General features: G+C 52.1%; 19 protein-coding genes. 8 read left to right on the forward strand and 11 right to left on the reverse strand.

Features of this window, described 5'->3' with window-relative positions:
• Positions 1-59: 59 nt before the first annotated feature.
• Both AB9F26_RS14650 and AB9F26_RS14655 read left to right on the forward strand, forming a co-directional pair.
• Positions 60-410, forward strand: a complete 351-nt coding sequence (locus tag AB9F26_RS14650; RefSeq protein ID WP_369768338.1) for a hypothetical protein — start codon at positions 60-62, stop codon at positions 408-410.
• A 418-nt stretch (positions 411-828) separates the two neighbouring features.
• Positions 829-1533 carry a sugar transferase gene (locus AB9F26_RS14655; RefSeq protein WP_369768339.1) on the forward strand — a complete coding sequence of 235 codons (705 nt, stop codon included), beginning with the start codon at positions 829-831 and terminating at the stop codon, positions 1531-1533.
• On the opposite strand, the gene AB9F26_RS14660 is transcribed toward AB9F26_RS14655, so the two are convergent.
• Complete coding sequence (locus AB9F26_RS14660; RefSeq protein WP_369768340.1) at positions 1530-2645, reverse strand: glycosyltransferase family 4 protein; 1116 nt, start codon at positions 2643-2645, stop codon at positions 1530-1532. The genes AB9F26_RS14655 and AB9F26_RS14660 overlap by 4 nt on opposite strands.
• 166 nt (positions 2646-2811) lie before the next feature.
• Here AB9F26_RS14660 and AB9F26_RS14665 point away from each other — a divergent pair, with 166 nt between their 5' ends.
• Positions 2812-4053 (forward strand): lipopolysaccharide biosynthesis protein, encoded by a 1242-nt coding sequence (locus AB9F26_RS14665; protein ID WP_369768341.1) that lies wholly within the window; start codon positions 2812-2814, stop codon positions 4051-4053.
• Here AB9F26_RS14665 and AB9F26_RS14670 read toward each other — a convergent pair.
• Together AB9F26_RS14670 and AB9F26_RS14675 are read right to left on the reverse strand one after the other, a co-directional pair.
• Positions 4050-5213: a hypothetical protein gene (locus tag AB9F26_RS14670; RefSeq protein ID WP_369768342.1), complete on the reverse strand. Its 1164-nt coding sequence runs from the start codon at positions 5211-5213 to the stop codon at positions 4050-4052. The genes AB9F26_RS14665 and AB9F26_RS14670 overlap by 4 nt on opposite strands.
• Positions 5156-6406, reverse strand: a complete 1251-nt coding sequence (locus tag AB9F26_RS14675; protein WP_369768343.1) for a glycosyltransferase family 4 protein — start codon at positions 6404-6406, stop codon at positions 5156-5158. Before AB9F26_RS14675 ends, AB9F26_RS14670 begins: the two co-directional genes overlap by 58 nt.
• Before the next feature lie 184 nt (positions 6407-6590).
• Between AB9F26_RS14675 and AB9F26_RS14680 the strand changes: the two genes are divergently transcribed.
• Entirely contained in the window at positions 6591-8513 is a 1923-nt protein-coding gene (locus AB9F26_RS14680; RefSeq protein ID WP_369757958.1) for an alginate lyase family protein, read from the forward strand.
• Positions 8503-9489, forward strand: a complete 987-nt coding sequence (locus tag AB9F26_RS14685; RefSeq protein WP_369768344.1) for a sulfotransferase — start codon at positions 8503-8505, stop codon at positions 9487-9489. Before AB9F26_RS14680 ends, AB9F26_RS14685 begins: the two co-directional genes overlap by 11 nt.
• 32 nt (positions 9490-9521) lie before the next feature.
• Here the strand turns inward: AB9F26_RS14685 and AB9F26_RS14690 are convergent, their stop codons facing one another.
• Together AB9F26_RS14690 and AB9F26_RS14695 are read right to left on the reverse strand one after the other, a co-directional pair.
• A complete protein-coding gene (locus tag AB9F26_RS14690) occupies positions 9522-10469 on the reverse strand; it encodes a hypothetical protein (protein ID WP_369768345.1) in 948 nt (315 codons plus the stop codon).
• Positions 10469-10732, reverse strand: a complete 264-nt coding sequence (locus AB9F26_RS14695) for a hypothetical protein (protein ID WP_335584567.1) — start codon at positions 10730-10732, stop codon at positions 10469-10471. The genes AB9F26_RS14690 and AB9F26_RS14695 overlap by 1 nt, the downstream gene beginning before the upstream one ends.
• Before the next feature lie 207 nt (positions 10733-10939).
• On the opposite strand from AB9F26_RS14695, the gene AB9F26_RS14700 reads away from it, so the two are divergent.
• Positions 10940-12208 carry a nucleotide sugar dehydrogenase gene (locus tag AB9F26_RS14700; protein WP_369768346.1) on the forward strand — a complete coding sequence of 423 codons (1269 nt, stop codon included), beginning with the start codon at positions 10940-10942 and terminating at the stop codon, positions 12206-12208.
• A 40-nt stretch (positions 12209-12248) separates the two neighbouring features.
• Here the strand turns inward: AB9F26_RS14700 and ilvD are convergent, their stop codons facing one another.
• The 5 genes from ilvD to AB9F26_RS14725 form a co-directional block, all read right to left on the reverse strand.
• On the reverse strand, positions 12249-14081 hold the full coding sequence (ilvD, locus tag AB9F26_RS14705) for a dihydroxy-acid dehydratase (RefSeq protein ID WP_369768347.1): 1833 nt from the start codon (positions 14079-14081) through the stop codon (positions 12249-12251).
• Between the two features lie 122 nt (positions 14082-14203).
• Positions 14204-15025, reverse strand: coding sequence for a 3-deoxy-8-phosphooctulonate synthase (kdsA, locus tag AB9F26_RS14710; RefSeq protein WP_335584570.1), 822 nt, complete (start codon positions 15023-15025; stop codon positions 14204-14206).
• Positions 15022-15813: a manno-octulosonate cytidylyltransferase gene (locus AB9F26_RS14715; protein ID WP_335584571.1), complete on the reverse strand. Its 792-nt coding sequence runs from the start codon at positions 15811-15813 to the stop codon at positions 15022-15024. The genes kdsA and AB9F26_RS14715 overlap by 4 nt, the downstream gene beginning before the upstream one ends.
• Positions 15810-16781 carry a KpsF/GutQ family sugar-phosphate isomerase gene (locus AB9F26_RS14720; RefSeq protein WP_335584572.1) on the reverse strand — a complete coding sequence of 324 codons (972 nt, stop codon included), beginning with the start codon at positions 16779-16781 and terminating at the stop codon, positions 15810-15812. Before AB9F26_RS14720 ends, AB9F26_RS14715 begins: the two co-directional genes overlap by 4 nt.
• Before the next feature lie 87 nt (positions 16782-16868).
• A complete protein-coding gene (locus AB9F26_RS14725; RefSeq protein ID WP_335584573.1) occupies positions 16869-17807 on the reverse strand; it encodes a glycosyl transferase in 939 nt (312 codons plus the stop codon).
• 255 nt (positions 17808-18062) lie between these two features.
• Here AB9F26_RS14725 and AB9F26_RS14730 point away from each other — a divergent pair, with 255 nt between their 5' ends.
• Together AB9F26_RS14730 and AB9F26_RS14735 are read left to right on the forward strand one after the other, a co-directional pair.
• A complete protein-coding gene (locus AB9F26_RS14730; protein WP_369768348.1) occupies positions 18063-21500 on the forward strand; it encodes a calcium-binding protein in 3438 nt (1145 codons plus the stop codon).
• Positions 21501-21748: 248 nt separating this feature from the next.
• Complete coding sequence (locus tag AB9F26_RS14735) at positions 21749-24022, forward strand: M10 family metallopeptidase C-terminal domain-containing protein (RefSeq protein ID WP_369768350.1); 2274 nt, start codon at positions 21749-21751, stop codon at positions 24020-24022.
• Here the strand turns inward: AB9F26_RS14735 and AB9F26_RS14740 are convergent.
• On the reverse strand, positions 24019-25737 hold the full coding sequence (locus AB9F26_RS14740) for a SulP family inorganic anion transporter (protein ID WP_369755850.1): 1719 nt from the start codon (positions 25735-25737) through the stop codon (positions 24019-24021). The two genes, AB9F26_RS14735 and AB9F26_RS14740, sit on opposite strands and share 4 nt — an antisense overlap.
• Positions 25738-25745 lie beyond the last annotated feature (8 nt).

Genomic DNA, 25745 nt, shown 5'->3' on the forward strand with positions numbered 1-25745 from the left:
AATCCCATGTCGATCACTCCATATCTCCCTGACCAAATCCGTCAGGGTAGTGTGTTTACATGGGTCAACTCTCAGTGAAAATTTATGGGGCTACCGGGTCAGCTCTCAGTGCAAAACAACAGGTACAACCCTACCACTGGACCCAAATCGTCAACATCAAACGCGATCCGTTCGAAACGTCGGTCGGTAGCCAGTTGAAGACACTTCAGGGTGTCGGCGGCGCGCTCGCAGGACCGGTCACCGCATATGCGTATGACTGGAATCTATTGCCCATCGGACAAGCGCTGTGGCTCAGAGAACTTGAGACCTACCACACCTTCCCACCGATGCAGGATCCTTCGAGCTATAACCTCGAAGATGTCATTAAGCAGGTGAAGAACTTGAATACTTCGAGCCACGCTGGCCAATAGGCACAGCTCAGGTTTCCACTGAACCAACTCGCCCCGCCGGTCATTTCTTATATCGGCGGGGCGAAATGTTAGTCAGAAAACGGCTCTCGCCAACCGCTGATCTGCACCCGTTTTGACCGGATTTAGTCGTGTAGCGTGCTTCCAATCCGGCATTTAGACTAGCTTCCGAGGCCAAAACCCTCGACCTTTCCGGACGGAATTTCCCGACAGCGCAACCAAGGGCTGGGTCCATTCCGAAAAGATAGATCAGGAGGATTCAAATTTTACCATTTGTTAATATTGGTTAACAGTAGGTAAACAAACAATAAATTTATAAAATTGTTGAGAAAATTCTCGACTCGTCGAACGCGCTGGGCTACACAACCTATGGTGGTTATGGAGTGAGATGCTCGTTTTTCGGGCGATCGAGGCCTATTGAATGAAAGACCATACTGATAATGTAGACTTTTGCGAGACAGCCTATGTCTCTAGTGACGTTCGCTACTATCCAACACACCATCGGGCACAAATAAGTACCCTTCCAACCTACCCAAAACGGCTTTTCGACTTGGGGTTCGCGATGGTTGTTTTGCCGATCTTGGTGCCGGTTCTTGCAATCCTCTGGATGTTGGCCTCAAGGGGCGGTCCGGGTCTATACTATCAAAACCGGGTGGGTCGCTATGGTAAGGTTTTTAGGTGCTACAAGTTTCGCACTATGGTGTTGGATGCGGAAAAAGCGTTGGAAGCTCTCTGTCAGGACGATCCTGAAGTTGCAGAGGAATGGCGGGTTAACCAAAAGCTGGAAAATGATCCACGGATTACCCCAATTGGTCGCTTCCTGCGGGCAACGAGCCTAGACGAACTACCCCAAATTTGGAACGTGGTTAAAGGCGATATGAGCCTCGTCGGGCCAAGACCCTTCATGGAAAACCAAGACACGCTTTATCGTGCGGCTGGCGGGCGTTCCTACTATAATCTTCGGCCTGGGATTACCGGATTGTGGCAAATTGAAGGGCGCGGCACCTCTAGCTTTCTGAGCCGAATTTCTTACGACAACACGTATAATGATCGCCAAAGCTTCTGGATGGATTTATGCCTCATTCTAAAGACAGTGACCGTCGTTTCCAAGAAAACCGGCCATTAGGTCTGAGCGTCAGGCCAATACAATCCCCGTAGGATCGCGCGTACCGTGTCTTCGCCAAACTGAGTGCGAATACGATTGATCGAAGCTTCGGCAAGGACATCAAAAGACGGAGTCGACCAGAGTTGCGCAATTTGTGAAGCGATTTCGACTGTTTCAACGCGATCCTTGATGATGATGCCACAGTCCGAAATCGTTGACTGATTGAAGCCATGCTGGGTCGCAACAGGAACGCATCCGCGCGCCATAGCCTCGGTGAGAGCATTTGAATGACCCTCGCCGGGCCACTTCGTTAAAAAAACGAAAAAATGGCTTTGGTCAAGGAATGTACGAACATATTCAAAGCTCTGCGCGCCGTGTCCCATGACATAGGGTCGGTCTTTACAATTTCTCTCAAATTCTTTCCGAAAGGATTTGGTGGGTCGACCAATGATATCCAGCTGCACGGGCAGACCAATTTGCACCAGATGATCCGCGACATTGATAAGATCAGGCACGCCCTTAGCCTCTGATACGGTTCCCACATAAACGAGGCGACAAACCTCTGAACTCCGTGTAGGGGGTTTTTCCGCGATGTTCTCCCCATCCACAAAGTTCGGAAGATAGGTGACCTCAATATCGGGAGCGATTGACCGAATAAGGGGAATATATTCCCGCCCCTCAACAGAAACCTCGTCGGCCAATTTTATGCAGCCGTCAAAAAGTTTACGATAGGTTTTCCCAAAACGTGCGCGATCGCTCGCTTTGTTTCCGGCACGCAAATCCAAAACGATGCGCATTCCAAGGCGTTTTGCACGACGGATCAGAAGGAACTCCGGTAGAATAAACTGCTTAAATAAAGGGGTGATGTGAAATGGTATTGCGTTGCCTTTGGCCTGCCGTTGGATCAATTTTTTGCGCAGCGCTAGAAAATTCAGGAAGTAAGAAATTGCCCTTGGAAGGAAACCTTTCCCGAGAGTATCCGGATAGGCATACGCATCCACGTGACAGCCCGCAGCTTCGAGGAGGGAAATTGTGCGACGATTTGCGGTCTCGTATCCACCACGAGACACACCCTTTTTTGGCGCTATAGGACCGCAAAGTATGCTGTGCCCCGGGAGTCCAGAAGTATTCACTATTTACTAGTCCTAAATGTTTATACGCTCTCCCTCGCTTTGGTCTCAAATTCCCTCCATAATAAAGGGTTACTTTGGCGACAGGGCAGCATTGTTCTATCTCTTCTCCTTCTGGTTGTATATTGTTAATCCGTGAATGCGTAGCGTTGTTTGTAGTTAGGGCGAAATGAAGAATTCTTTGGTTATTTCGTCGATTACTCTCATGGGAATTCGTGCATTAGGTGTCGGGGTGCAGCTTGCGACGACAATCTTTTTAGCGCGAAACCTAACCCTCTTGGAAATGGGGCAGTTTGCTTTGATGTACGCCGCTCTCGGGCTAGTGCGCGCAATTGGGTCCTTTGGAGTTGATCAAGCATCAATGCGTCAAATCGCAGGGACCATGGATGGCAGACGAGTTTCCACGGTGGCGCAAAAGTTGAGCCTCGCTGGAATTGTGATTGCAATGGCTTCGGGTATCCTCATTTCCATTTGTGTCCTATGCGCGCAAAAGTTAGGTCTTTTGGGTGCCCAAAACGCTACTCTTTTTGCCATGGCGGCACCGGCTTATGTGTTGATCGGTCTTTTGGTAGGACAGGTAAGAGGGTTGGGGCATAATTTGGCTGCCCAAGTACCAGAATCAATTGGGCTTCAGCTCTTTATTTTTCTGGGGCTTATGCCTGCCTATTTGAATGGAACACTGAACGGAAACGACACGTTACATGCACTCTTGTGGGCAGGATGGCTCACATTGGCGATACAAATTCTCATCCGTTTTTTCATCGGCGGCGGCCCGATAGGGAGTGTAGATCGCGCATCATTCAAAGTACTACTGAGCGATGGATGGAGCATTTTTCAAGCGCAAATATTTACGGTTTTGGCGATGCGTGCCCCCATATTTTTGGGGACAGCTTTATTGGGTGCGGGTGGCACGGCCATCATCGAGGTTGCTCTTCGATTTGGCACCTTACCGTCCCTTCTGACAAGTTCCGTTGGCGCAACGTTCAGCCCTGCCTATGCGCGCTTGTCAAAAGATAACAATATTTTGGGTCTTAACAAGGCACGCAAACAAGCTGGATTATTGGCCGGAATTCCCTCCTTCGTTTATGTCCTTTTCTGCACGTTGGGAGGAGGCGTACTAATTGGGTGGGCCTTTCCAGCTTCCTATAGCGCTGCGGTTTTGCCAATTTCCCTCATCGCATTTGGCTCGTTTGTAAACGCGGCGTTTGGGCCCGCGAGCAATGTGTTTCTGATGTCTGGACAGGCAAAAATTGTCCGAAAATATTCAATTCTGCGACTGATCTGCGTTGTAGCTGTTTCGTTCTTGGCGGGGCCGATTTGGGGGAGCGTTGGAATTGCGATTGCAATACTTCTGGGCTTTGCCCTTCGGGATATCGGGCTTAGTTTGGTGGCGCGCCGCAAAGGTTTTTAGGCGGTTTTACGCTCAAGGTACGCCTGTCGAGCCGCGCCAAATGCAAACAGCAAGAATGCCGAATTTGGGCGAGAAAGATACGCGTTAGAGACACATGACGCCGCAAGAAGCGCGAGGCTTAGAGCGAGAAGTACCCCCTGATTTCGCAAGCCCACTAGCAGCCAGAACCATAGGAATACTATCAGGCCGAGTACCCCGCCGCCCCAAAGAATCTTTAGAACGTCGCTGTGGGAGTCCTTCTCATCCCACCACCAAGTAGAGGTTTTTAAAAGGTCTGAACCAGGCCCCGTACCGAACAGAAGCGTTTGAAGGTCGCGCTGATTAAGTAAGTCGAACCGCTCGCCGTAATTGCTCAAGCGGCCACTAGAAAACTGGTTGAAAACGGACAGGTCAATTGTCATGGCGACTGCTGCAACGGCGACGAGCGTAACAGCACAGAGAACCAAAATTACAGAGCGGTTATGCCGCAAAAACGGGTTCGACAAAAGCATCTCAAAGCCGAGGTAGAAGAGCAAAAACAAGATGGGTGTACGCACACCATTCCCATTCAACAGGAACAAGCACACGAGCGCGAAGAGGATAAACCAAACGGGTTTGAGCCTCTCGGACGTATACAAAAACCAGAATAGGAGGAGCGTGCCAACGAGCGCATATCCTGAGGCATGGAGGTTTGTCGAAAACGGTGCAAAACGTTGGCTATTGTTTAGGAAAACGTTTGGCAAGAAGACTGCGTGAAGCGCCGCCGACGCGAGTATAGAAAATGCACAAATGGCAAGAAGCGCAGGGGAGATTTCGCGGCGGCAAATAACGAGCGCAATGAGGGCAACATAGGGGGAAAGTTGCCGGACTGCCGCAAGGACGGATGCTTGGTTTTGTGTCTGCGACATTTGCTCAAGGGCAAGGCCGATGAGGCCCATGAATACAAAAATACCGACTGGTAGAAACAAAATAAGGTCTTTGCGGTCGCCTGTGCGTTGGAGATAGGCGACAATCGCAAAAATGTAGAGCAGGTTAATTCCGCCTGCCAAAACCAGACGCAATGCTGCCGGAAAATAGTCAAAACCGAGCAGCAGGAAGAGCTGTGCGCCGATTGCGACGTTGATCATTTGTTCAAGACGCGAAGGTAGGCCGAAATGAGGGATGAAATTTGGTGCGGCCACGCAAATTTTCTCTCGACCCGTTCGCGCCCGATGGCTCCCATTTCGGCCCGTCGATCAGGATTATCCAAGAGGTCCTCGATCTTTTGCGCAAAATCTACGATGTCGTTTGAAAGCGCATAGAGCGAACTTTCACCCGCCGAAAAACGCCCTTCGGTCACATCGAATTGCACGATGGGTTTCCCAAAAGCCATGTACTCTAGAATTTTATTCATCGTGGATTTATCGTTCATCGGGTTCACGCGATCAGGGTTTACACAGATCGCGGATGTGGAAAGAACTTCGAACAACTCTTGATCCGGCGCGCGTCCGGCGAAGGTGACGTAATCCTGAAGCCCCATGTCGGCGCAGAGGTTTTTCAAATCATCAAGGGCAGGCCCGCCGCCAACAAGGACGAATTGGATATCGCGCCGCCGTCGATCGTGGACCAAATACCGCACGGATTCCAGCAACAGATCAATGCCTTCCTGTTCGCCCATAACGCCAACATAACCGACAACATAGTCACGCCCGTTTTTCCACGACTCCACGGGGTCGACAGATTTAACACGCGTGAGGTCAGGACCAGAGCGAACGACAAAAACGTCATCGGGGGGCATTTTCCCGCGCTCGATTGCGATGCGTCGATAGCTTTCGTTGGTGGCAATTGACACCGACGCGCTGGCAAATGTGACACGTTCGAACAAAACCATCAGCTTCCAAAAGAAACCGCGCTTGTTGAATTTCGCCTCATAGAGTTCAGGGTTAATATCATGGTGATCGAAAACAAATCGCCGCCCAAGCAGGCGAAATTGCCACGCGACCAAGAAGATGAGATCGGGGGGGTTGCATCCGTGAATGACATCAAAACCGTGCTTGAAAAGGATTTTCCACGCGAGGTAACTTTCCCAAAACAGCGCGGCCCCATATTCAACCAAATATCCTAGCGCCCCTTTTGCATCCAAAGGGAGGCTGTGGCGATAAACATGGATACCCTCAATCTCTTCGTACCGTTTGTCGAACCCTTTTCCAGTTGGGCAAATGACGCTTACAACCGCACCTGCTGCCTTAAGGGTGCGGGCTTCGAGCCAGACGCGTCGATCAAAGGGAACGGGGAGGTTCTCGACGATGATGAGAACTTTGCGCTCTTTGAGGGGCGCGCAAGCCTGCAACTCTTCGAAAGAGGTAAAAGCGGGGGATTGGGTGGGTTCTGGCATTTATGAGACGGTCACATATTTTTAGGGAACTCTACTTAAGGTATAGTCAATACATCTCTAGATTGATATTTATTCTTTTTCGTTTGACTGGATTTCTCAAGTTTTGCGGTAAAAGTATCTAGAGGTGCATGGGAATAGCGAATTGTCGTCAAAATTGAGGTGGTACTTTGACCGGTTAAAGTCGATGTCTCCCAGAGAAGTTGTGCATCGGATGAAAGAGCATTCTCTGCGCCGGCGTGGGCGCACTTTTACGCTTGAAGCCGGTGATTTTGGAACCCTCGCCCTTTTTGAGTTTTCCCAAGAAACGTTTGTAGAAGTCACTAAGAATTGTTGGCAAGAATGGCAAACAGAAGTCGAGCGTGCGCGGGTTGGTCGCTGGCACTATCTTGGGTGCACATGGGATCCTGTGCCTCTTGCCGACTTATGGCACTTTGACCCAGTAAGTGGCGAGTATTGGGAGCGCGAAAAATACTGTTTCGACGTCGCTTATCGGCATCGCCCTGATCGCGGCGACATTAAATACACATGGGAAATGAATCGGCTGCAAATTTTGCCCGTTGCTGCTGCGTTATTTCGAGCGAAAGGTCAGAAAGAAGACCTGCGGTTTTGCCTCGAAGTGATGGAAAGTTGGATCGACTCCAATCCGCCTTTTCTAGGGGTGAATTGGAATTCCGGCATCGAACTGGCCCTTCGAATTATGAGTTTTACGACGGCGGTTTCGCTTCTTGGACAAGAAAATATCCCCGAAAACCTAAAGTTAAAACTTGTCAAAACATTGAACGCTCATTTGGTTTGGCTCAACAGGTATCCGTCTAAATATTCCTCCGCGAATAACCATTTGATCGCCGAACTGTCAGCGACCTATATCCTTGGTCGACTGATGCCGCGTCTAAATAAGGCGAAACTCCTTGCGGACAGGGCTTTCGTTGAGCTCGGCGAGCAAATATTGTGCCAAATTCACGAGGATGGTGTCGGGGCCGAGCAATCCCCCACCTATTCCTGTTTTGCGCTAGAATGGGTGCTGCTTGCTCTAAACATGGCGCGCCATCAGGGTGAAAAGTTCGAACCTCAAGTTATGAACCGTTTAAAGTCTTCGGCCAAACATCTGCGCTGGATGATGGATGAGGGCGGAAATGTTCCGCGCATTGGGGATGATGATGAGGGGCGGGTCATTCTTTCAGGTGGTGCGCGGGAGGAGGATTATGTGCGAAACATCCTTTCTTCTTTGGCAGAAATTGCAGATTGTCCAGAGTATGCGCCACTCAAGGATCGCGCCCACTTACGTCAGATTTGGACGGGCCGAGCAGCATCGGCAGGACCATCACCTGAAGGAGCGGGTTTTTTCGACGAGGGTGGCTACAGTGTTTTCCGACATTCCGGGAAGGGGCTCAGAAGCCTAATCGCGCTTGACCATGGTCCCCTCGGGCATCTGTCGATTGCGGCGCACGGGCATGCCGATGCGCTTTCAGTTTGGTGGCATCTCAATGATCAACCCGTGTTTGTTGATGCGGGAACGTATCTATATCACTCGGGTGGTGAGGCGCGTGACATGTTCAGAGGGACCATGCAGCACAACACGCTCTGCCTGTCCTCCAAGGATCAAAGTAAAATTTCGGGTGCGTTCAATTGGTCCAATCCCGCGCGTGCAAAGCGTGTGCCAATGTCGCAGACGGCGGGCGGGTTGTGTGCTGTGGGGCGACATGATGGCTATAAAAAACCCTTCGGCGTCATCCATGAACGCAAATTAGCCCTTGATGCTCCATATGGTTATTCAATCCGCGACCAATTGCTGGGAACACCAAAAAAGGGTCTCAAAGAGGTGTGTTTGACTTATGTTTTACATCCCTCGATCGCTGTCAATTTAAGAGAAAATGGCAGTGTAGATTTGCTACGGGATGGGAAAAAAATTGCTGGTGTCGAGCTTTGGTTGCGACCTGATGATACGCTTCGGCGCTCCGGATCCCGCGTGCATTTTTTGATTGAGGAGGTTGCCTATTCGGGTAGCTTTGGCACACGAGAAACGACGTGTTCCCTTAGAGCGCGCTTCGCTCCAAACGACCTGAAAAGCGGCTGGCTGGAAACAAAGGTTTCTATTGATGCCGCCTAATTCCACATTCGTAAATGATCCCATCGTCATCGTCGGGCAACCGCGCAGTGGCTCGACAATTTTGACCCGCCTGCTCAATGAAGACCCTTCAGTGTTTATCGTTAATGATTTCTATGTCCTCCAAAAAATTGATGCAGAAAACCTATGGGAACCGTTGACCAGCGACGAGGCATTTCGGGTTGCGCAATGGGTTTACCGCATTTTGGAAATTCGCAGCACACAAGAAGTTGGTAAAACACTTGAGCAACCGATCCACCTTTCGCTGGATAACCTTGGCGAGGTTAAGCAACTTGTGTGTGCAGAATGGCCGGATTTTCTGTTGTGGAGCGATGTGCTCCACATGATATTTGAGCGTGCGGCGACTCTCGCGGGGGCGACGCGCTGGGGGTGGAACACGCCTCAGGACCACCAACATTTGGATCGTATTTACGCGGGCTTTCCGCAAGCTTTGGTCGTCTGTCAATTACGGCAACCAAATGCGGTCTTGGCGTCCTATAAAAATGTCGAGGGGTGGTGGCATGATCGGCGGCGCTATAACCCAGTGGTGTTGGCGTACGCATGGAAAAAAGCCGCAGCCAGCACGGAATTCTGGCTGAAAGAGAAGCCGGAACAGTTTCAGTTTATCCGCTACGAAGATTTGGTGGGTGATACACCCAAAACAAGTGAGGCCTTCGCAAGGTTTTTGCGATTGACAGCCCTGCCAAATTCTCTCGAAGGTTTGGGGGAAAATTCCTCAATGAGTGGCACAAAACCGAAGAAAAATGTAACTGGGTTGGAAAGCCGATTGGCGCAGAAAATATGTGCAGAGTCAGCGACACGCCTTGGATTTCCGGCGGCGGCAAAAATTGGGATCAGAATGTCCGATTTTGGCGCGGCCCTCTACATCGTTAAAAACTCAACGTCTCTTCTGTTTGCAGAATACCTTTTTAACAACGATAGGCGGCGTCGTCTTTTGAATTTGGCCTTCAAAAAGTAGTTTCCAGCCCGCGTTTCTGCGAGCTGGAGTTATTAAGTTATCGATATTTTTCGTATGAATCCGTTTATGAATTCGCCACCCACGTTTCCGCCGATATTCATCGATGAAACATGGGCTGCTCCCGGTCCATTTTGCGACGTTACACTGCCCGCGCTTCCGTTTAAGCTTTCCGACCACTCGATCTTGAATTCAGAAGCGTTGCTCGTGAGCGTCATTGTGTGAATGCCCACGACTGTGCCGCCGCCAACTCCGGAATTCATGCCAAGGGTGCCAGCTTCGTTCCTGATTTGGGCAAAGGTGGCACTGCCCGCTCGAATACGCGAATAGCCAGCATTTCCGGACCACCTCGCAACATTCCCGACACCATTGCTCGCGAGAGAACCGTTTTGAAGCTGCTCCCATTCGATTGTGAAGGTCATGTTGTCAGGCGTAAACCAACCGAGATCATGGGGTTGGACGCGATCATAAGATCGCGTCACCGAAGTGGTTCCCGTGGCGATTGGTGAGGTGGAAAATGCGCCGTCTTCGAGTTGAACCCAAATGGGGCTTCCCGTCACCGCCAAGTCTACATTGCCCGATCCGGACAAAGTAAACGTGTCGCTTGAGCCTGCGGACGCAGAGGCTGACGCCGCTCCAGATAAGGAGGCTGATCCACCTGCGCCAACGGACACCGTATAGGTGCCCGCCGCCAATGTGACTGTTTGGTTGGTTGGCGCGAAGCTGTTTAGCAAGACGTTATTTCGGGCCTCTTCAATGAGGAGGCCTTGTGTGGAGAGGCGAAGGGTATTTGGAGCGAAAACTGTTCCGTCCTCCAAACGCCCTTCAGTTGTACGCGTGCACGCAAAGATATCCGAAATGTGAACGATGTTTTCGTTCAGAACGGCGAAACCTGTTGTGAAATCGCACAACATTTTCAACCCTAAAGTATCGGGTTGCACGGCGGGCGCGTTCGGCCAAAGCGGAAGACCCAAACCAATCATTATACTAATCCCACCAAAGCGAGCGCGGTGGTGCCGCTGGCCAGCACCTTGGAGATACGCAGCGGTAAAATCGCACCATTTGTGACGTTCTCAAACGTGACGGTTGTTCCAGATTTCGTCACAGCAGTAATTGTGCCGCCTTGGCCCACAAAAAGGGCGCGGGTGACTTCGGGCAATTCGGATGTGTCATTGGGAACAATATCAAATGCGTCAATTGCAGGGCCGTTTGAAACAGGTGCAATACCTTCGTAGCGGTCTAACATTTTGGAGTCTCCTGAGTTGAAAGGGATAGGTGTTTATATCCCGAGCGGGCCTAAGCGGTTGACAACGCAACGCTCGGTTGTGTTGCATTTGGCCTTCACTCTCGCAAAAGGAGAGTTAACAAGTTGCCACTAGCTCCTTTTTCGTATCCCTAATTCATCACCCACTGTACAAATTGAGGTGTTTTTACTGAACTTGGGGCCGTCACAATGCAGATTTCTATTTTCGGAATGGGATATGTCGGATTCACCGCAGCGTGTTGCATCGCAAGTGAGGGGCACACAGTCATCGGCGTCGATGTAAGCGACACCAAAATCACCGATGTTAACAATTGCATAGCGCCCTTTGAAGAGCCCGGACTTCAGGAGCTCATGGAGAAATCCTTCAAATCTGGGCGGTTATCGGCCACAAAATCGGTGAAAGACGCGCTGTTGGATGCGGATATGGCCATCGTATGTGTCGGTACGCCGAGCGGGATCGATGGCGCGCATGATATGCGATATATCGCGGATGTTTCCCGCCAAATCGCGACCAATATCGCCCGCACGGACCCTGTAAAAAAACTGACAGTAGTCTTTCGTTCGACCATGCGCCCCGGATCAATTCGCAAACTTGTGATACCGATTTTCAAAGCCAGCATGGGCGAGGCGTGGAGTGACAAGGTCGATCTTGTCTATAACCCTGAGTTTTTGCGCGAGGCACAGGCGATTAACGACTACTTTAATCCGCCGAAAATTGTCATCGGCACGGCGGACGGAAAACCCAATGCTGTCATGGACGAACTTAACAAAAACATTGAGGCGCAGGTTTTTGTTACCCAGTTTGAAGAGGCCGAATTTACCAAGTTTGTGGACAATTCGTGGCACGCTGTGAAGGTTGCTTTTGCAAATGAGTTTGGGCGGGTTTGCCAGAAAATGGGCGTGTCCGCAAAGCAGGTACATGAAATTTTTGTCTCGGACACTAAGCTCAACATCTCCCCGTATTACACCCGCCCGGGCGGCGCATTTGGCGGTTCATGCCTTCCAAAAGACGTGCGGGCGTTGCAATATATCGCAAGCGACGTTGGCGCGAATACACATTTAATCGACAGTCTCATTCGCTCTAACGACGCGCATAAAAACCATCAGTTTGACCACATCGTGCGCAACCTGACGCCCGAGTCCGAGGTGCTGATGGCAGGGTTGGCGTTCAAAGCGGGGACAGATGATTTACGCGAGAGTCCAAACGTTGATTTGGCGCGTAAACTCCTCGAGGCTGGGTTTCGTCTGCGAATTTTCGATCCCTGTCTTTCGCCTGAAAAATTACGCGGTCATAACTTGGGGTATCTTTATTCAACACTTCCCCAAATCGATTCACTCTTGATAAATTGCAAAGACGCAGAGGCGGGGAATTGGGAGCTTGTTATTGTTTCAAACGCAACAGGGCTTGCGATGGATTTGTCGAAATTTCAAACCGTGGAAACACATAGTATTGCATAAATAGGGTTGCGCTTCGACCGTCGAAGCGCAACCCGTTGTTTCATTTAACGACGCGAACAGCACCTTTTGCAGCACTGGATGTCAGAGCCGCATAGGCCCGCAGGGCTGTCGTGATCTTGCGTGGGCGTGGTTTGGACGGCACCCAGCCTTCAGCGTCCCGTTTGGCACGGCGTTCGGCCAAAACCTCATCCGAAACAGCAAGATTGATCGTCCGGTTTGGAATGTCGATCTCGATAAGATCGCCTTGCTCCACCAGTCCAATCGTTCCACCTTCGGCCGCTTCAGGAGAAACGTGCCCGATGGAAAGCCCAGAAGAGCCACCCGAGAAGCGTCCATCCGTCACAAGCGCACAGGCTTTGCCCAGGCCGCGGGATTTTAGATAGCTCGTGGGATAGAGCATCTCCTGCATCCCCGGCCCACCGCGTGGTCCCTCATAGCGGATCAAGACAATATCGCCCTTCGCCACTTTGCGGGTCAAAATGCCGGAAACCGCGTCATCTTGGCTTTCAAAAACATTCGCAGGGCCAGTGAATTTGAGGATCGAGTCGTCAACACCTGCCGTTTTCACGATACAGCCGTCTTCTGCGAGGTTCCCAAACAACACGGCCAAACCACCGTCTTGCGAGAATGCGTGCTCTGCTGAGCGCACAATGCCGGTTTCCCGATCATCATCCAACGCCTTGTAGCGCCGTGATTGCGAGAACGCGACCTGCGTGGGAACTCCGCCCGGTGCAGCACGGTAGAATTCGTGCACCGCTGCGTCGTCTGTGCGTTTGATGTCCCATTTATCCAAGGCCGCCCCAAGGGTGCCCGCGTGGATGTTGTTGACGGTTGTATCCAGCAATCCTGCGCGATCCAATTCGCCCAAAATGCCCATGATGCCACCCGCGCGATGGATGTCTTCCATGTGCACATTGGCAATCGAAGGCGCAACTTTGCACAAAACCGGAACGCCACGTGAAAGGCGGTCGATGTCGGACATGTCGAAATCGATTTCGCCTTCGTGCGCTGCGGCGAGCAAGTGCAAAACCGTATTGGTAGAGCCGCCCATGGCGATATCGAGCGTCATGGCGTTTTCAAACGCAGCTTTTGTGGCCACATTGCGCGGCAAAACGCTTTCGTCTTCTTCGTGGTAATAGCGGCGCGCAAGGTCAACGACCAAACGGCCCGCTTCGAGGAACAATTCTTTACGATCAGAGTGTGTCGCTAGTGCCGAACCATTCCCCGCAAGCGCCAATCCAAGCGCCTCGGTTAAACAGTTCATCGAGTTCGCGGTGAACATACCCGAGCAAGAACCGCAGGTTGGACAAGCAGAGCGTTCGATCGCAGCCACATCGTCGTCGCTCATGGTTTCGTCAGCTGCGGCAACCATTGCATCGACCAGATCAAGGGACCGTTCTTCGCCATCCAGCACCACTTTTCCGGCTTCCATTGGGCCACCGGAAACAAACACAACTGGGATATTCAACCGCAACGCGGCCATCAACATACCAGGAGTGATTTTATCGCAGTTTGAAATGCAAACCATGGCATCGGCGCAATGCGCGTTGACCATATACTCAACCGAGTCGGCAATGATTTCGCGTGAGGGCAGGGAATAAAGCATCCCGTCGTGACCCATCGCAATGCCATCATCCACCGCGATGGTGTTGAATTCTTTGGCAACACCACCCGAGGCTTCGACTTCGCGCGCAACCATTTGCCCCAAGTCTTTGAGGTGTACGTGTCCGGGAACAAACTGCGTGAAAGAGTTCACAATCGCAACAATCGGCTTGCCGAAATCGTCGTCTTTCATGCCGGTCGCACGCCAAAGGCCACGGGCCCCTGCCATGTTGCGACCATGTGTCGAGGTTTTTGATTTTAAGGGTGGCACAGCGCACCTGCCTTTCGAAATACTTGTTTGACGAACGGCAAATATCACTGCTCGCACCAGAAAACTAGGGGATTAGCAGTATTCGAGTTCACGGTTTAAGGAACACGCCCTCAGGACGGCAATTACTCTTTGGAAATCGCGTCGTAACGACGCAAGTTTGCAATCAGGGCGCCCATTTGATCAATCGGAATCATGTTCGGCCCGTCGCTTGGCGCGTTGTCCGGATCTTGGTGTGTTTCGATAAACAATCCAGCAACCCCGACCGCCACTGCCGCACGCGCCAAAACGGGCGCAAATTCGCGCTGACCGCCCGAAGACGTGCCCTTCCCGCCGGGTTGTTGAACCGAGTGAGTCGCATCGAAAATGACGGGGTAGCCCGTAGCGGCCATCGTTGGCAGGCCACGGAAATCGGTAACCAAAGTGTTGTACCCAAAGCTCGTGCCGCGCTCACACAGCATGATGTTATCATTGCCCGTACTTGCGATTTTTTCGGCGACATTGCCCATGTCCCAAGGCGCAAGGAACTGACCCTTTTTCACGTTGATCACCTTGCCAGTCTCGCCTGCTGCGAGGAGCAAGTCGGTTTGGCGGCACAAAAACGCAGGGATTTGCAAGACGTCGACAACTTCGGCGGCGATGGCGCAATGATCAGGAAGGTGCACATCGGTAATCACGGGAACATTAAACTCGCGGGCAATATCGTCCAAAATTTGCAAACCCTTGTCAACGCCAAGCCCGCGCTCTGTCCCGATGGAACTGCGATTGGCTTTGTCGTAGCTGGCCTTGAAAACGAACTTCGTTCCTGTCGGCTCGCATGCTTCAGCGATCTTCTCGGCCATCATGCGCGAATGCTCAAGGGACTCTAGCTGGCATGGTCCGGTGATGAGGAAAAACGGATTTTTACCACCAACTTCGATATCACCGATGTTTACGATCTTGCTCATAACTGGGCTCCTAGAACGGATTCAATGCGTGCGACATCTTGTGGATTGTTGAGTTCCCAAAATACCCGCCCCCTGCCGTCCACTTCAACACAGCGAATGGGGTGGCCGTTTTCCAAGAAACGGAGTTGCTCCAATCCTTCGAGTCTTTCAAGCGGGCCTGTTTCCCAACTGCCATAATCGGCGAGGGCATCGGGGCGATAGGCGTAGACGCCAACGTGATGGAAAACGGGGATTGGGTTTGGAATTTTATTAGGGTCGACATAAGGGACGACTTCCTTGGTGAAATACAGCGCGTCTTTGAATTTGTTAAAGATGGCTGTTGTTCCTCCAACGCGATTGTTGCGGCGGTCTTCGGTGAAAAGGGCATAGGTTTGGGCATCACAGCGCAGAACGGGCGTTGCCATACCCACGGAATTGTCACGCTCCAGCTCGTCGATGAGGGCCTCAACAAACCAAGGTGGGGTCAAGGGGGCATCGCCTTGCAAATTAACGATAATATCGGCTTCTAATCCTGCGTTTTGCATGGCTTCTGCGCAACGTTCTGTGCCGTTGGCGCAATTCTCGGAGGTCATGATAACATCGGCACCAAAGGCGCGTGCAGCCTCGGCGATCCGCTCGTCATCGGTTGTTACGAAAACTTCATCCGCTCCGCGTACTGATTTGGCGGCCTCATAGCTCATTTGAATAAGCGATTTTTGTGTGCCATCCGGCAATGTCAGTTTGACCAGTGGCTTACCTGGATAGCGCGTAGACGCGAACCGCGCCGGAATTAGAATAACTGTTTTCATGCAACCCCCGCCCGCAGGCAATCATGGATGTTTAGCACGCCGATTGGCGCATTCGTGTCGTCGACAACCAGAAGGGCGCCGATCTTTTTCGTATTCAAAACGCGCAGCGCTTCTTCTGCAAGGCTGTCGCCGCGGATCGTGACAGGATTGAGGGTCGCCACTTCCCGTGCGGTTTTCTCCATCAGCCCTACGAGGTTGCGGCGCAAATCCCCATCTGAAACCACCCCGATGAGGCGGCCGTTTTCTACAACGCCCGCAATCCCGAACCCTTTTGAAGTCATTGTCAAAATCGCTTCGGACATCGGGGTTTCGGCGGCGACAATCGGAACCGCTGTCCCACCGTGCATCAACTGGCTGACCTTGATGAGTTGTGCGCCAAGTTTGCCGCCGGGGTGATAGGTGCGAAAGTTCTCGGGCTTGAATTCCCGAAGTTCCATCAGGGCCACCGCGAGGGCATCCCCAAGGGCAAGTGACAGTGTTGTTGATGTTGTCGGCGCCATACCAATCAAGCAGGCTTCGGGCACATCGGGCAGGGTTAGGGTCACATCAGAGGCTGATCCGAGCGCACTCTCTGGCCGTTTTGTGATGGCAATCATTGGGATCGCGAAGCGGCGGGTGTGGGCGATTATGTCACCCAACTCAAAAGTTTCGCCCGAGTTCGAAATCAGGATGCAGACATCTTCGGGGCGGATCATTCCCAGATCGCCATGGCTTGCTTCCGAAGGGTGAACGTAAAACGAGGGCGTGCCTGTGCTCGCGAGTGTTGAACTTATTTTGCGCGCAACATGACCCGATTTTCCAATCCCAGAGAGAATAATGCGCCCCTCGCACTTGAGCATCTTTTCAACGGCAACATGGAATTCAGGCGTCAGGTTTTGGGCAAAATGAACCAGTGCTTCGCCCTCAGACAGCAAAACACGGGCGCCAATGGCATTGATTATTTCCGGAGAGAGGCGAGGTTGGGTCACGTTTGGTCCCTTGGTGCAATTTTTTACCAGTTTGGCACGGTCTTAAACTCAAATGGGGGAAATCAACATAGGGTAAAAATTTCCCCGCTAGATTTTGCCAAGGGCGATGGCACTCCACATTGCGGCGTTGCTAAACTTAGTTTGCCGATAGACGCCAACTTTCTGCAGATCATTTAAGCGCGCAATCCCGCGCCGCCGTCGCGCCCGCGCAAACAGTGCAAGGCGACGTTGGTTTTCGGGGGTAAACCGATGCGCAGAGCGGCGCAGCGCGGCGATGTTGATATCGTTCCATTCGCTGAACCTGCCGTTGGCAACCATGCGCGTCCGCGTGAGGAGGGCAGCGGTGCCAACATTCGCGCCGATGAGATTGCCGCCATGTTGGCGATAATAAAGCGACGGTTCCTGATCAAAAATAACCTTTCCGCCCACACCTGTGATCATCTGATAAATCCACCAATCATGGGCCACAATTGCACCCGCTTCCAAGCTGGCGTCCTGCAGCAAATCAAGCGCGGCACGGTTCATCATGATCGTGTTTCCCGCCGCCACATTTTGGACCAACGCATGTGGAAACCCGAGGGTTCGGGCAGGCATCCGGGACAGTCGGAGCGACTTTAATTCGTTGTCACACCTTAGGGTCCGACTGCAGTAAATTGTTGGAATATCTGCGGGTTCGATTTCCAGCATATTACGGCTGCGTTCTATTTTTGCCGGAAACCAGACGTCGTCCTGATCCGAGAGGCAAGCGTAGGCGACATCGGGGCCAGCCAAGCGAATGAGCGAAAGGAAATTCTGAGCAAACCCCTCGCGAGGGCCACTTGCTAGCGTTACAGGGCCTTTGGAGAACCGCTCAAGTGTGAGACGCAAAAAAGCCGAAGGCTCCCCTTCAGAGTCGTCGCTGACGATCAAGGACAAGTCCTCAGCCACTTGCTCTTGAAAGCTCACCACTTGCTCCACGAGAGTCTCGCAAGGTTCATAAGTAGCCATCAAAATTGCGACCTGTTTATTTTCCGACTCTATCTTCAAGGACCGTTCCTGCGTTTGTAAAAATGAGCGGTATGCACGCTCGTTTCCGCTGTTCTAGCACAGGTTTTAAGCTTCAAAAAGGATTTGTAACACAGGGGGAACCGCCGACCTTAAAGGGCGTATTCAAAACGCATTTGTTAAGGATTGTTTGTAAATACCTTATGGGTGCCACATTTGGAAAACGTTTTGTTATCCATCTGGCCGCTATCTTCCCAGCATGCGTGTGGGCGCAGTATAACAAATGGGGTAGCCTGCGTGGCTTATTTCTCTTACAAAACAACGCTTTTGGGCGGCCATGAGAGCTATTGGTCGGGTATTTCCGACATGGCTGTTCAATGGAATGATGGGGTGGCATCGTTGTATGCGGCGTCCCAAGCTGGCAATGGCGTGACGTCTTATCAGTTGGGTTCTGGTTGGGATGCGCTTTTCCGAAGCCAGACTGCCTATAGTCAAATCGAAGTCCCTGGAGTTGCGACAGCACTTGAAACCTTCACAATGGAGGGCGGCACTTATGTTATTTCTTCGGGTTTGCAGGCTGATAATTTGCTGTCCTTCACTTATGCTTCATCGGGGGTTTTTTCGAAACTTGAGACTTTCGCTAGTGACGTTCCATTTGAGGCGAATTTGCGGGATGTAACTTGTGTCATGGTGGCAGATTCGATGTTTCTTTTCTCGGCGCACTCGGGCATTGCTGGCATCTCGATTTATGGAATTGATAGCGACAGAGTGATGACCCAAAGGGGGTCTGAAGCCTTGTCGAGCGGGCGGACGGGCGAAGATGTGGCGGGGATGACAACTCTCACCAATGCTTCCGCAACGTACCTTTTGGTCGGGTCCGCGTCGCTCGACAATGTCACGAGCTATCGTATTGGAGGCGACGGAACGCTTACATCCGTTGGAAGTATGGGCACAGAGCAAGGCCTTGGGATTAGCGACATTTCGGCGATCTCGACGGTCTCTAATAACAGTGGAGATTATGTCCTTGTCGCCGCAAGGGGGAGTTCGTCCATTTCCGTTCTGCGGATGTATGGCAGTGGAACTCTTGTGCCAGTCGATCATGTCATTGATGACCTCTCGACGCGGTTTCAGAATGTAACAACAATGGAAACCATCGTGAGTAATGGGCGCACCTATGTTCTGGTCGGGGGGGCGGATGATGGGTTGAGTCTGTTCACTCTTTTGCCTGATGGTCGGTTGCATCATTTAACCAGCATGGCTGACACCGTCCAAATGGCCTTGGAAAATATTTCAGCTGTGACGATGTCTGACCAGAACGGCGAGTTGCAAATTTTTGCGGCGAGTGGCGTGGAGGCCGGAATTACCCAGCTTACTGCGACAATTGGTGAGGTGGGAGAAACGCGAACTGGTACGGGTGGCAATGACACGATAACCGGTTCGGCCAGTGACGATATTCTGTTTGGCGCAAACGGAGACGACGAGATTTCGGGAGGTGCGGGCGACGATATTCTCATGGATGGATCAGGGGTGGATCAGCTGCGGGGCGGCGCAGGGCGCGACACATTTATCCTGTCCGAAGATGGTCAACGCGACACAATCCTCGACTTTGATGCCACTTTGGACATTCTTGATCTCTCAGGATTTACGCTCTTCAGAAGCATCGAACAGCTTACGGTCACAACGACATCAAGTGGCGCACTGCTGACCTTTGGAGACGAAGTCATCAGCCTTATGTCTGCCAATGGCCAGCCCATTTACCATGCCACACTCGCTGGAATGACGATCGTGAATGCGACCCATACTCCGGTCTCGTGGATTTTACCCGAAGGTGCGCGCAATGGCAGTGCGGATAATGACGTAATGGAGGGGTCTAGTGCCGTTGATATTCTCTATGGATTAGGAGGGGCTGATTTCTTGCGTGGCTACGGCGGCAACGACACTCTCGATGGAGGCGACGGGAATGACATTCTGGTCGGACTCGCGGGGGCAGATTACCTCTTAGGGGGGCGCGGGAATGACACCGTGGCATATGTTTATGATGCCGCCAGCGGTGGCACATCTGGCGTATTAGTCAATTTGCATGTGGGCGTGGCATGGGATGGCTTTGGAAATAAAGACACAATTGAGGAGGTGGAAAACGTATCAGGAACCAATCAAGCCGATACGATTACGGGTAACAACGGTGGAAATCGACTTTTTGGACTAGATGGCAACGACAAAATCTATGGCCTCGACGGAGATGATCTTATTGCTGGCGGAGTTGGCGCTGATTATCTTCGTGGCGGCCTTGGAAACGACATGATCTATGGCGGAACTTGGGGTGACCAACTTTTTGGAGAAGCAGGAAATGATCTTCTCAATGGGTATTGGGGAAACGACTATCTTGACGGTGGAACCGGATATGACACCTTATTTGGGGGGGATGGCGACGACGTCCTTTCGGGAGGGTACCATCGCGATAAATTATACGGCGACGCTGGCAATGATCGGCTGTATGGCGGCGTTGGCAACGATGACGTTTTAGGAGGTTCTGGGAATGATCGATTGTATGGCGGCCAGGGGAACGACCTTTTGGGTGGAGGCTTGGGGAATGACACCCTGGTGGGCGAGGACGGAAATGACAGGCTCTATGGGTCCCACGGGAACGATTACCTTCAGGGTGGCGACGGGTATGATTTCCTCTACGGGGGAGATGGCGACGACGCGCTTTCAGGTGGGTCCGATCGCGACATATTGAACGGTGACGCAGGCAACGATCGCCTTTATGGCGGCCTTGGCAATGATGACCTCTTGGGCGGCACGGGTAATGACCAATTGTATGGCGGTCAGGGGAACGATCTCTTGGGTGGGGGAATAGGAGCCGACACCCTTCGGGGCGAGGATGGAAATGACAGGCTCTATGGGGCCCACGGGAACGACTATCTTCAGGGTGGCGACGGGTATGATTTCCTCTACGGGGGGAATGGCGACGACGCGCTTTCAGGTGGGTCCGATCGCGACATATTGAACGGTGACGCAGGCAACGATCGCCTTTATGGCGGCATTGGCAACGATGACCTATTGGGCGGCGCGGGTAACGATCTAGTCCTCGGCGGCTATGGTTCTGACCTCATTGGAGGTGGCGCGGGCAACGACACTTTATACGGTGAAGCCGGAAATGACCGGATTTATGGCGGTGACGGGGTTGATCGGCTTTTTGGCAACGACGGGGATGATTTCCTTTTCGGTGGCGGCTCTCGAGCAGATGGAGGCGACGTGATCGACGGCGGCTCTGGCCATGATTATATCAATGGTGGGTATGGAAATGACGTCATCATGGGTCGGGATGGCAACGACACGCTAAACGGCAGTGTAGGTTCGGACACGCTTTATGGCGGGGTCGGTAATGATCTTTTGGTTGGTGGGATCGGTAATGACAGGCTTCACGGCGGAATGGGTGCGGATAGGTTTTACCACAATAGCTATTGGGGAAACGGAACGGACACAGTCATGGATTATGATGGCAGGGAAGGTGATAGGTTGCTTTTCTCGCACGCGGCCTCAGAGAGCGACTTTAGAGTTGTTCTGCAACACTCCAGTGAAACAAATGGGCAGCGCATGGGCAGCGATAATATTCGTGAGGCGCATATTGTTTATATTCCCACAGGGCAAACCGCTTGGATTTTAATTGATGGGGCCGCTCTGGATCAGATCAATATAAACTCCGCCGGTGCGACGTTTGACCTGATGAATTAACCTGCGAACGATGTTTAAAATGAGTGCCATAAAATGAGCAAACCTTTGACGTAATTTCGAAGGCAGAGAACTCTATCCTAAAAGTTGAACAATTTTGCTCAATTGGACAATGACTTACGTTTTTGCCAACGAAGGGCACTTACAGATCTTCGGAAACGTGTTTCGACTTCATTTTTTCGGAGAAATGCACGATAATAGGACCACCGCGGAACCAGTTTTCGCACAACAAAGTATGAATGGGAATAGTTATGCCTGCGCTTCGCGTCGATCAGAATTCTGAGTTGGAAAGTGACATTGTCGATTTTGCAGCGCGATCTGAGAACGGTGATGCCGCGGGAAGCACTGCGACGACGGCTTTTCTGTCCGTCGGCGACACGTTCTCAGGGTCGTTGACCTCAGGTAGCGACAACTACGACTGGGTACGCGTTACATTGACCGCGGGGCAACGCTATACGGTTTCCCTTGATGGAAATACTTTGGACGACCCCTATTTGCGTGTTCATAATTCCTCGGGAACCGAAATCGCTGAAAATGATGATAGTAATGGCTACAATTCGGAACTCTCCTTCACAGCGACATCTTCGGGCACCTATTATCTTTCGGCAGGCAGTTATCAGAGTGCGTCATCAGGGTCGTATTCGCTGAATATAGAAGCCGAGGCCGCGCCGTCCATAGGGTCAATCAATGCGATGGCCGCCTATCTCACTGACGGGTATTGGAACGATACAGGGCGCAATCGGCATACGTTTGATACCAGCTCTTCCAATCAGATTTCAGTGGATATCACAGGGCTTTCTTCGGGGGCGCAGCAACTTGCGCGCTGGGCGTTTGAGGCTTGGGAAGCGGTTGCAAACATTGACTTTGTCGAAATTTCGGGTTCCGCAGATATTGAATTCGACGAACCCTCCTCAGGAGGGGCTTCTTCTGGTTATTCCGCCAGCGGGACAACAACGAACTCCGCGACTGTTTCCATAGACTCCTCTTGGATCGCGAGTTACGGCACATCCTTAGATAGCTATAGTTTCTCAACCTATCTTCATGAGATCGGGCACGCTCTTGGCCTTGGTCATCAAGGGAATTACAACGGCGACGCAGAATATGGCGCGGACGAAGAATTCAGCAATGACTCGTGGCAAATGTCAGTTATGTCGTATTTTGACCAAACGGAAAACACCGCTATTACGGCCAGTCGAGCTGGGGTGGTCACCGCCATGCGTTCGGATATCGTAGCGATTCAAGACCTCTATGGAACGCCGGGTGCCAGTTCGGTGTCAGCTGGCAATACGACCTATGGGGTTGGCAACACGCACGGTGGATATATGGCGGACTTGTGGAATGCCACAGTTTCCCCCAACGCCTCAATCTATGGCGGAGATCCCATCACGTTCACGATCTATGACCGTGATGGAATCGACATAATTAACTTCTCAAACGATACAAACGATCAGCGTATAGAGTTGCGGGCTGGGTATGTTTCGGATGCCTTTGGGTTGATTGGGAATATAGCCATTTCAGCAGGGACGACGATTGAACACTACATAGCGGGGAGTGGCCAAGACAGAGTCACTGGGAACAGTGCTCGCAATTATATAGATGGACGCGACGGCAACGATGTCTTGATCGGTTACGGGGGCAATGACAGGCTCTTGGGTGGCAACGGAAACGATAGATTGGTTGGTGGCACCGGCAACGACCAACTGGAAGGCGGTAACGCCAACGATAGATTAGAAGGCGGCTATGGTGACGACAGGCTATTTGGCGGCTACGGTGAAGACACGCTTTTAGGTGACGATGGCAACGACCGGCTGGAGGGCGGGTATGCCAATGATCTTCTTGGCGGAGGAGAGGGGAATGATACCGTTCTCGGCGAGGCAGGTAATGACGACCTCTATGGCGCCAATGGTAACGACCTTCTTGGTGGCGGCGATGGCTCAGACGCTTTGCATGGAGGGAATGGAGCAGACCGACTTTATGGGGCTGATGGAAATGACGCAATCTACGGCGACGCTGGCAATGACCGCGTCTATGGTGGCGATGGGAATGACCTCATAGGTGGGGGCTCTGGCGACGATTTTGTATTTGGAGATGCCGGCGAAGATCGTCTCTATGGGGGCTATGGAAACGACACGTTGTATGGCGGCTCATACTCCGACCTCCTCGACGGCGGTCCCGGTAGTGACCTGTTTAATGGTGGCGGAAGCAGCGATGAAATCACTGGTGGATCAGGGGCAGATAAGTTTTACCACTCTGGAACTTCTGTCGACGGTCGCGATGTTATAACGGACTTCAACCACTCCCAAGGAGATCGTCTCTTTATGGGTGGAAGTGCGACACGCAGTGATTTTTCCGTTGTTTATGGCCATGCCAGCGACTCCAACGGCCGACTCGGCAATGACAACATTCAAGATGCCTACATCGTTTACTCTGGAACAGGGCGCGCCGTTTGGCTTCTTACCGACGGGGCACAAGTGGGTCACATGATTGTCACTTCAGACGGAGAGTCATTCGACCTCCTAGCTTAACCCATTTCTGCGGTGCGTAAAGTTAGCGTCGTTATCGCTTGATGTTGTGACAAAAATATTTGGCCGCTGAGTTTTTTCTGAAAATCAATGCGCAGAAGGCGATCCATAACGGGGCCTTTCACTTCGCTCAAGTGAAAGGTAACACCGGATGCTGCAAGCCGCTCGTTGATGGCCTCAAGTGAATGCAGGGCGCTCATGTCAATCGCGTTCACTGCGGAACAGAGCAATATCACATGCTTCAAATCTGGGCGCTGAGCGGCAAGGTCATAGATTTGATCCTCCAAGAAACGCGCGTTGGCAAAATACAGACTTTCGTCCACTCGGAGCGTCAGGATTTCGGGGTGGATCTCAACCTCGTGACGCAAAATATTGCGAAAATGTTCGGTGTTCGGCACTTGTCCCACAATGGCCATATGGGGGCGTGAGGATTTGAACAGGTGTACCAATATGGACAGCACAACGCCTGAAGAAACGCCGATTTCAACGCCAGCTCCCAGTGTGATGACAATTGTCGTCAAAACGGCGGCAAAATCGGCTTTTGAGTAGGCCCATGTTTTTCTGAGGATCGAAAAGTCCACCAGACTCATCACAGCAACGATGATGGTGGCGGCAAGGGTCGCTTTAGGAAGAAAGAAAATAAGCGGCGTCAGGGCAAGGGCGGCAACGGCCAAGCCCATAGCGGTGAAAATCCCAGCGGCGGGCGTTTCGGCCCCTGCGTCATAGTTCACAACCGAGCGGGAAAAGCCGCCAGTCACGGGAAAACCACCGGTAAAAGCCGCTCCGAGATTGGCCGCGCCCAGCCCAATGAGTTCTTGGTTTGGGTCGATGCGTTGGCGCTTCTTTGCTGCCAGTGTTTGGGCCACGGAAATGCTTTCTACAAACCCAATCACCGAAATTAGAATCGCGGGTCCGATGAGGGCAGACAGTAGGTCTGGAGAGATATCGGGAAGGGTGAATGGCGGAAGGGATTGCGGGACCTCGCCCACAATTGCGACACCCATATCTTTAAGACCGAGCGCAAAGACCGCCACAGTGGTCAGGGCCACCGCGAAAACGGGTCCAGCTTTGGCGCCAAACTCCGCGCCCGTGGCCGACAGCCCTGCTTTCAACAGCAGAGGTTTAAGTCCCTTGCGGACCCAAAACAAAAATGCGGTGGCCAAAACGCCTAGGGTAAGGGTGATAAAGTTGGTTTGCGGCAGGCCATTGAAAAGGGAAGTGACAAGTTCAGGAAGGGTGTGTCCCTGCGCTGAAATGCCAAAGATATACTTGAGCTGGCTCGCGGCAATCAACACGCCTGAGGCTGTAATGAAACCGGAGATCACGGGATGCGACAGGAAATTGGCGAGGAAGCCGAGACGGAAGATCCCCATAAGCAGCAAGAAGCCGCCCGACAAAAAGGCGAGCGTCAGGGCTGCGATTGCATAGCCCGCCGTACCCGTCTCCGCGATGGCGCCAATGGACGCCGCGGTCATCAGGGAGACAACTGCAACCGGCCCTACGGCGAGCGCGCGGCTGGTCCCGAAAATGGCGTAAAGGATAATCGGGAGGATGGATGCATAGAGACCCGCTTCCGGTGGTAGCCCTGCTAGCAATGCGTAGGCCAACGATTGTGGGATCAACATGATCGTCACAATCAACGCGGCGACCATATCGTTGGAAAATGCCGTGCGGGAATAGGTCTTACCCCACGTGAGAATTGGCAGGTATCTATGCATGTTTTTGC

Source organism: Falsihalocynthiibacter sp. BN13B15 (assembly GCF_041205415.1).
Classification (GTDB): Bacteria; Pseudomonadota; Alphaproteobacteria; order Rhodobacterales; family Rhodobacteraceae; genus Falsihalocynthiibacter; species Falsihalocynthiibacter arcticus.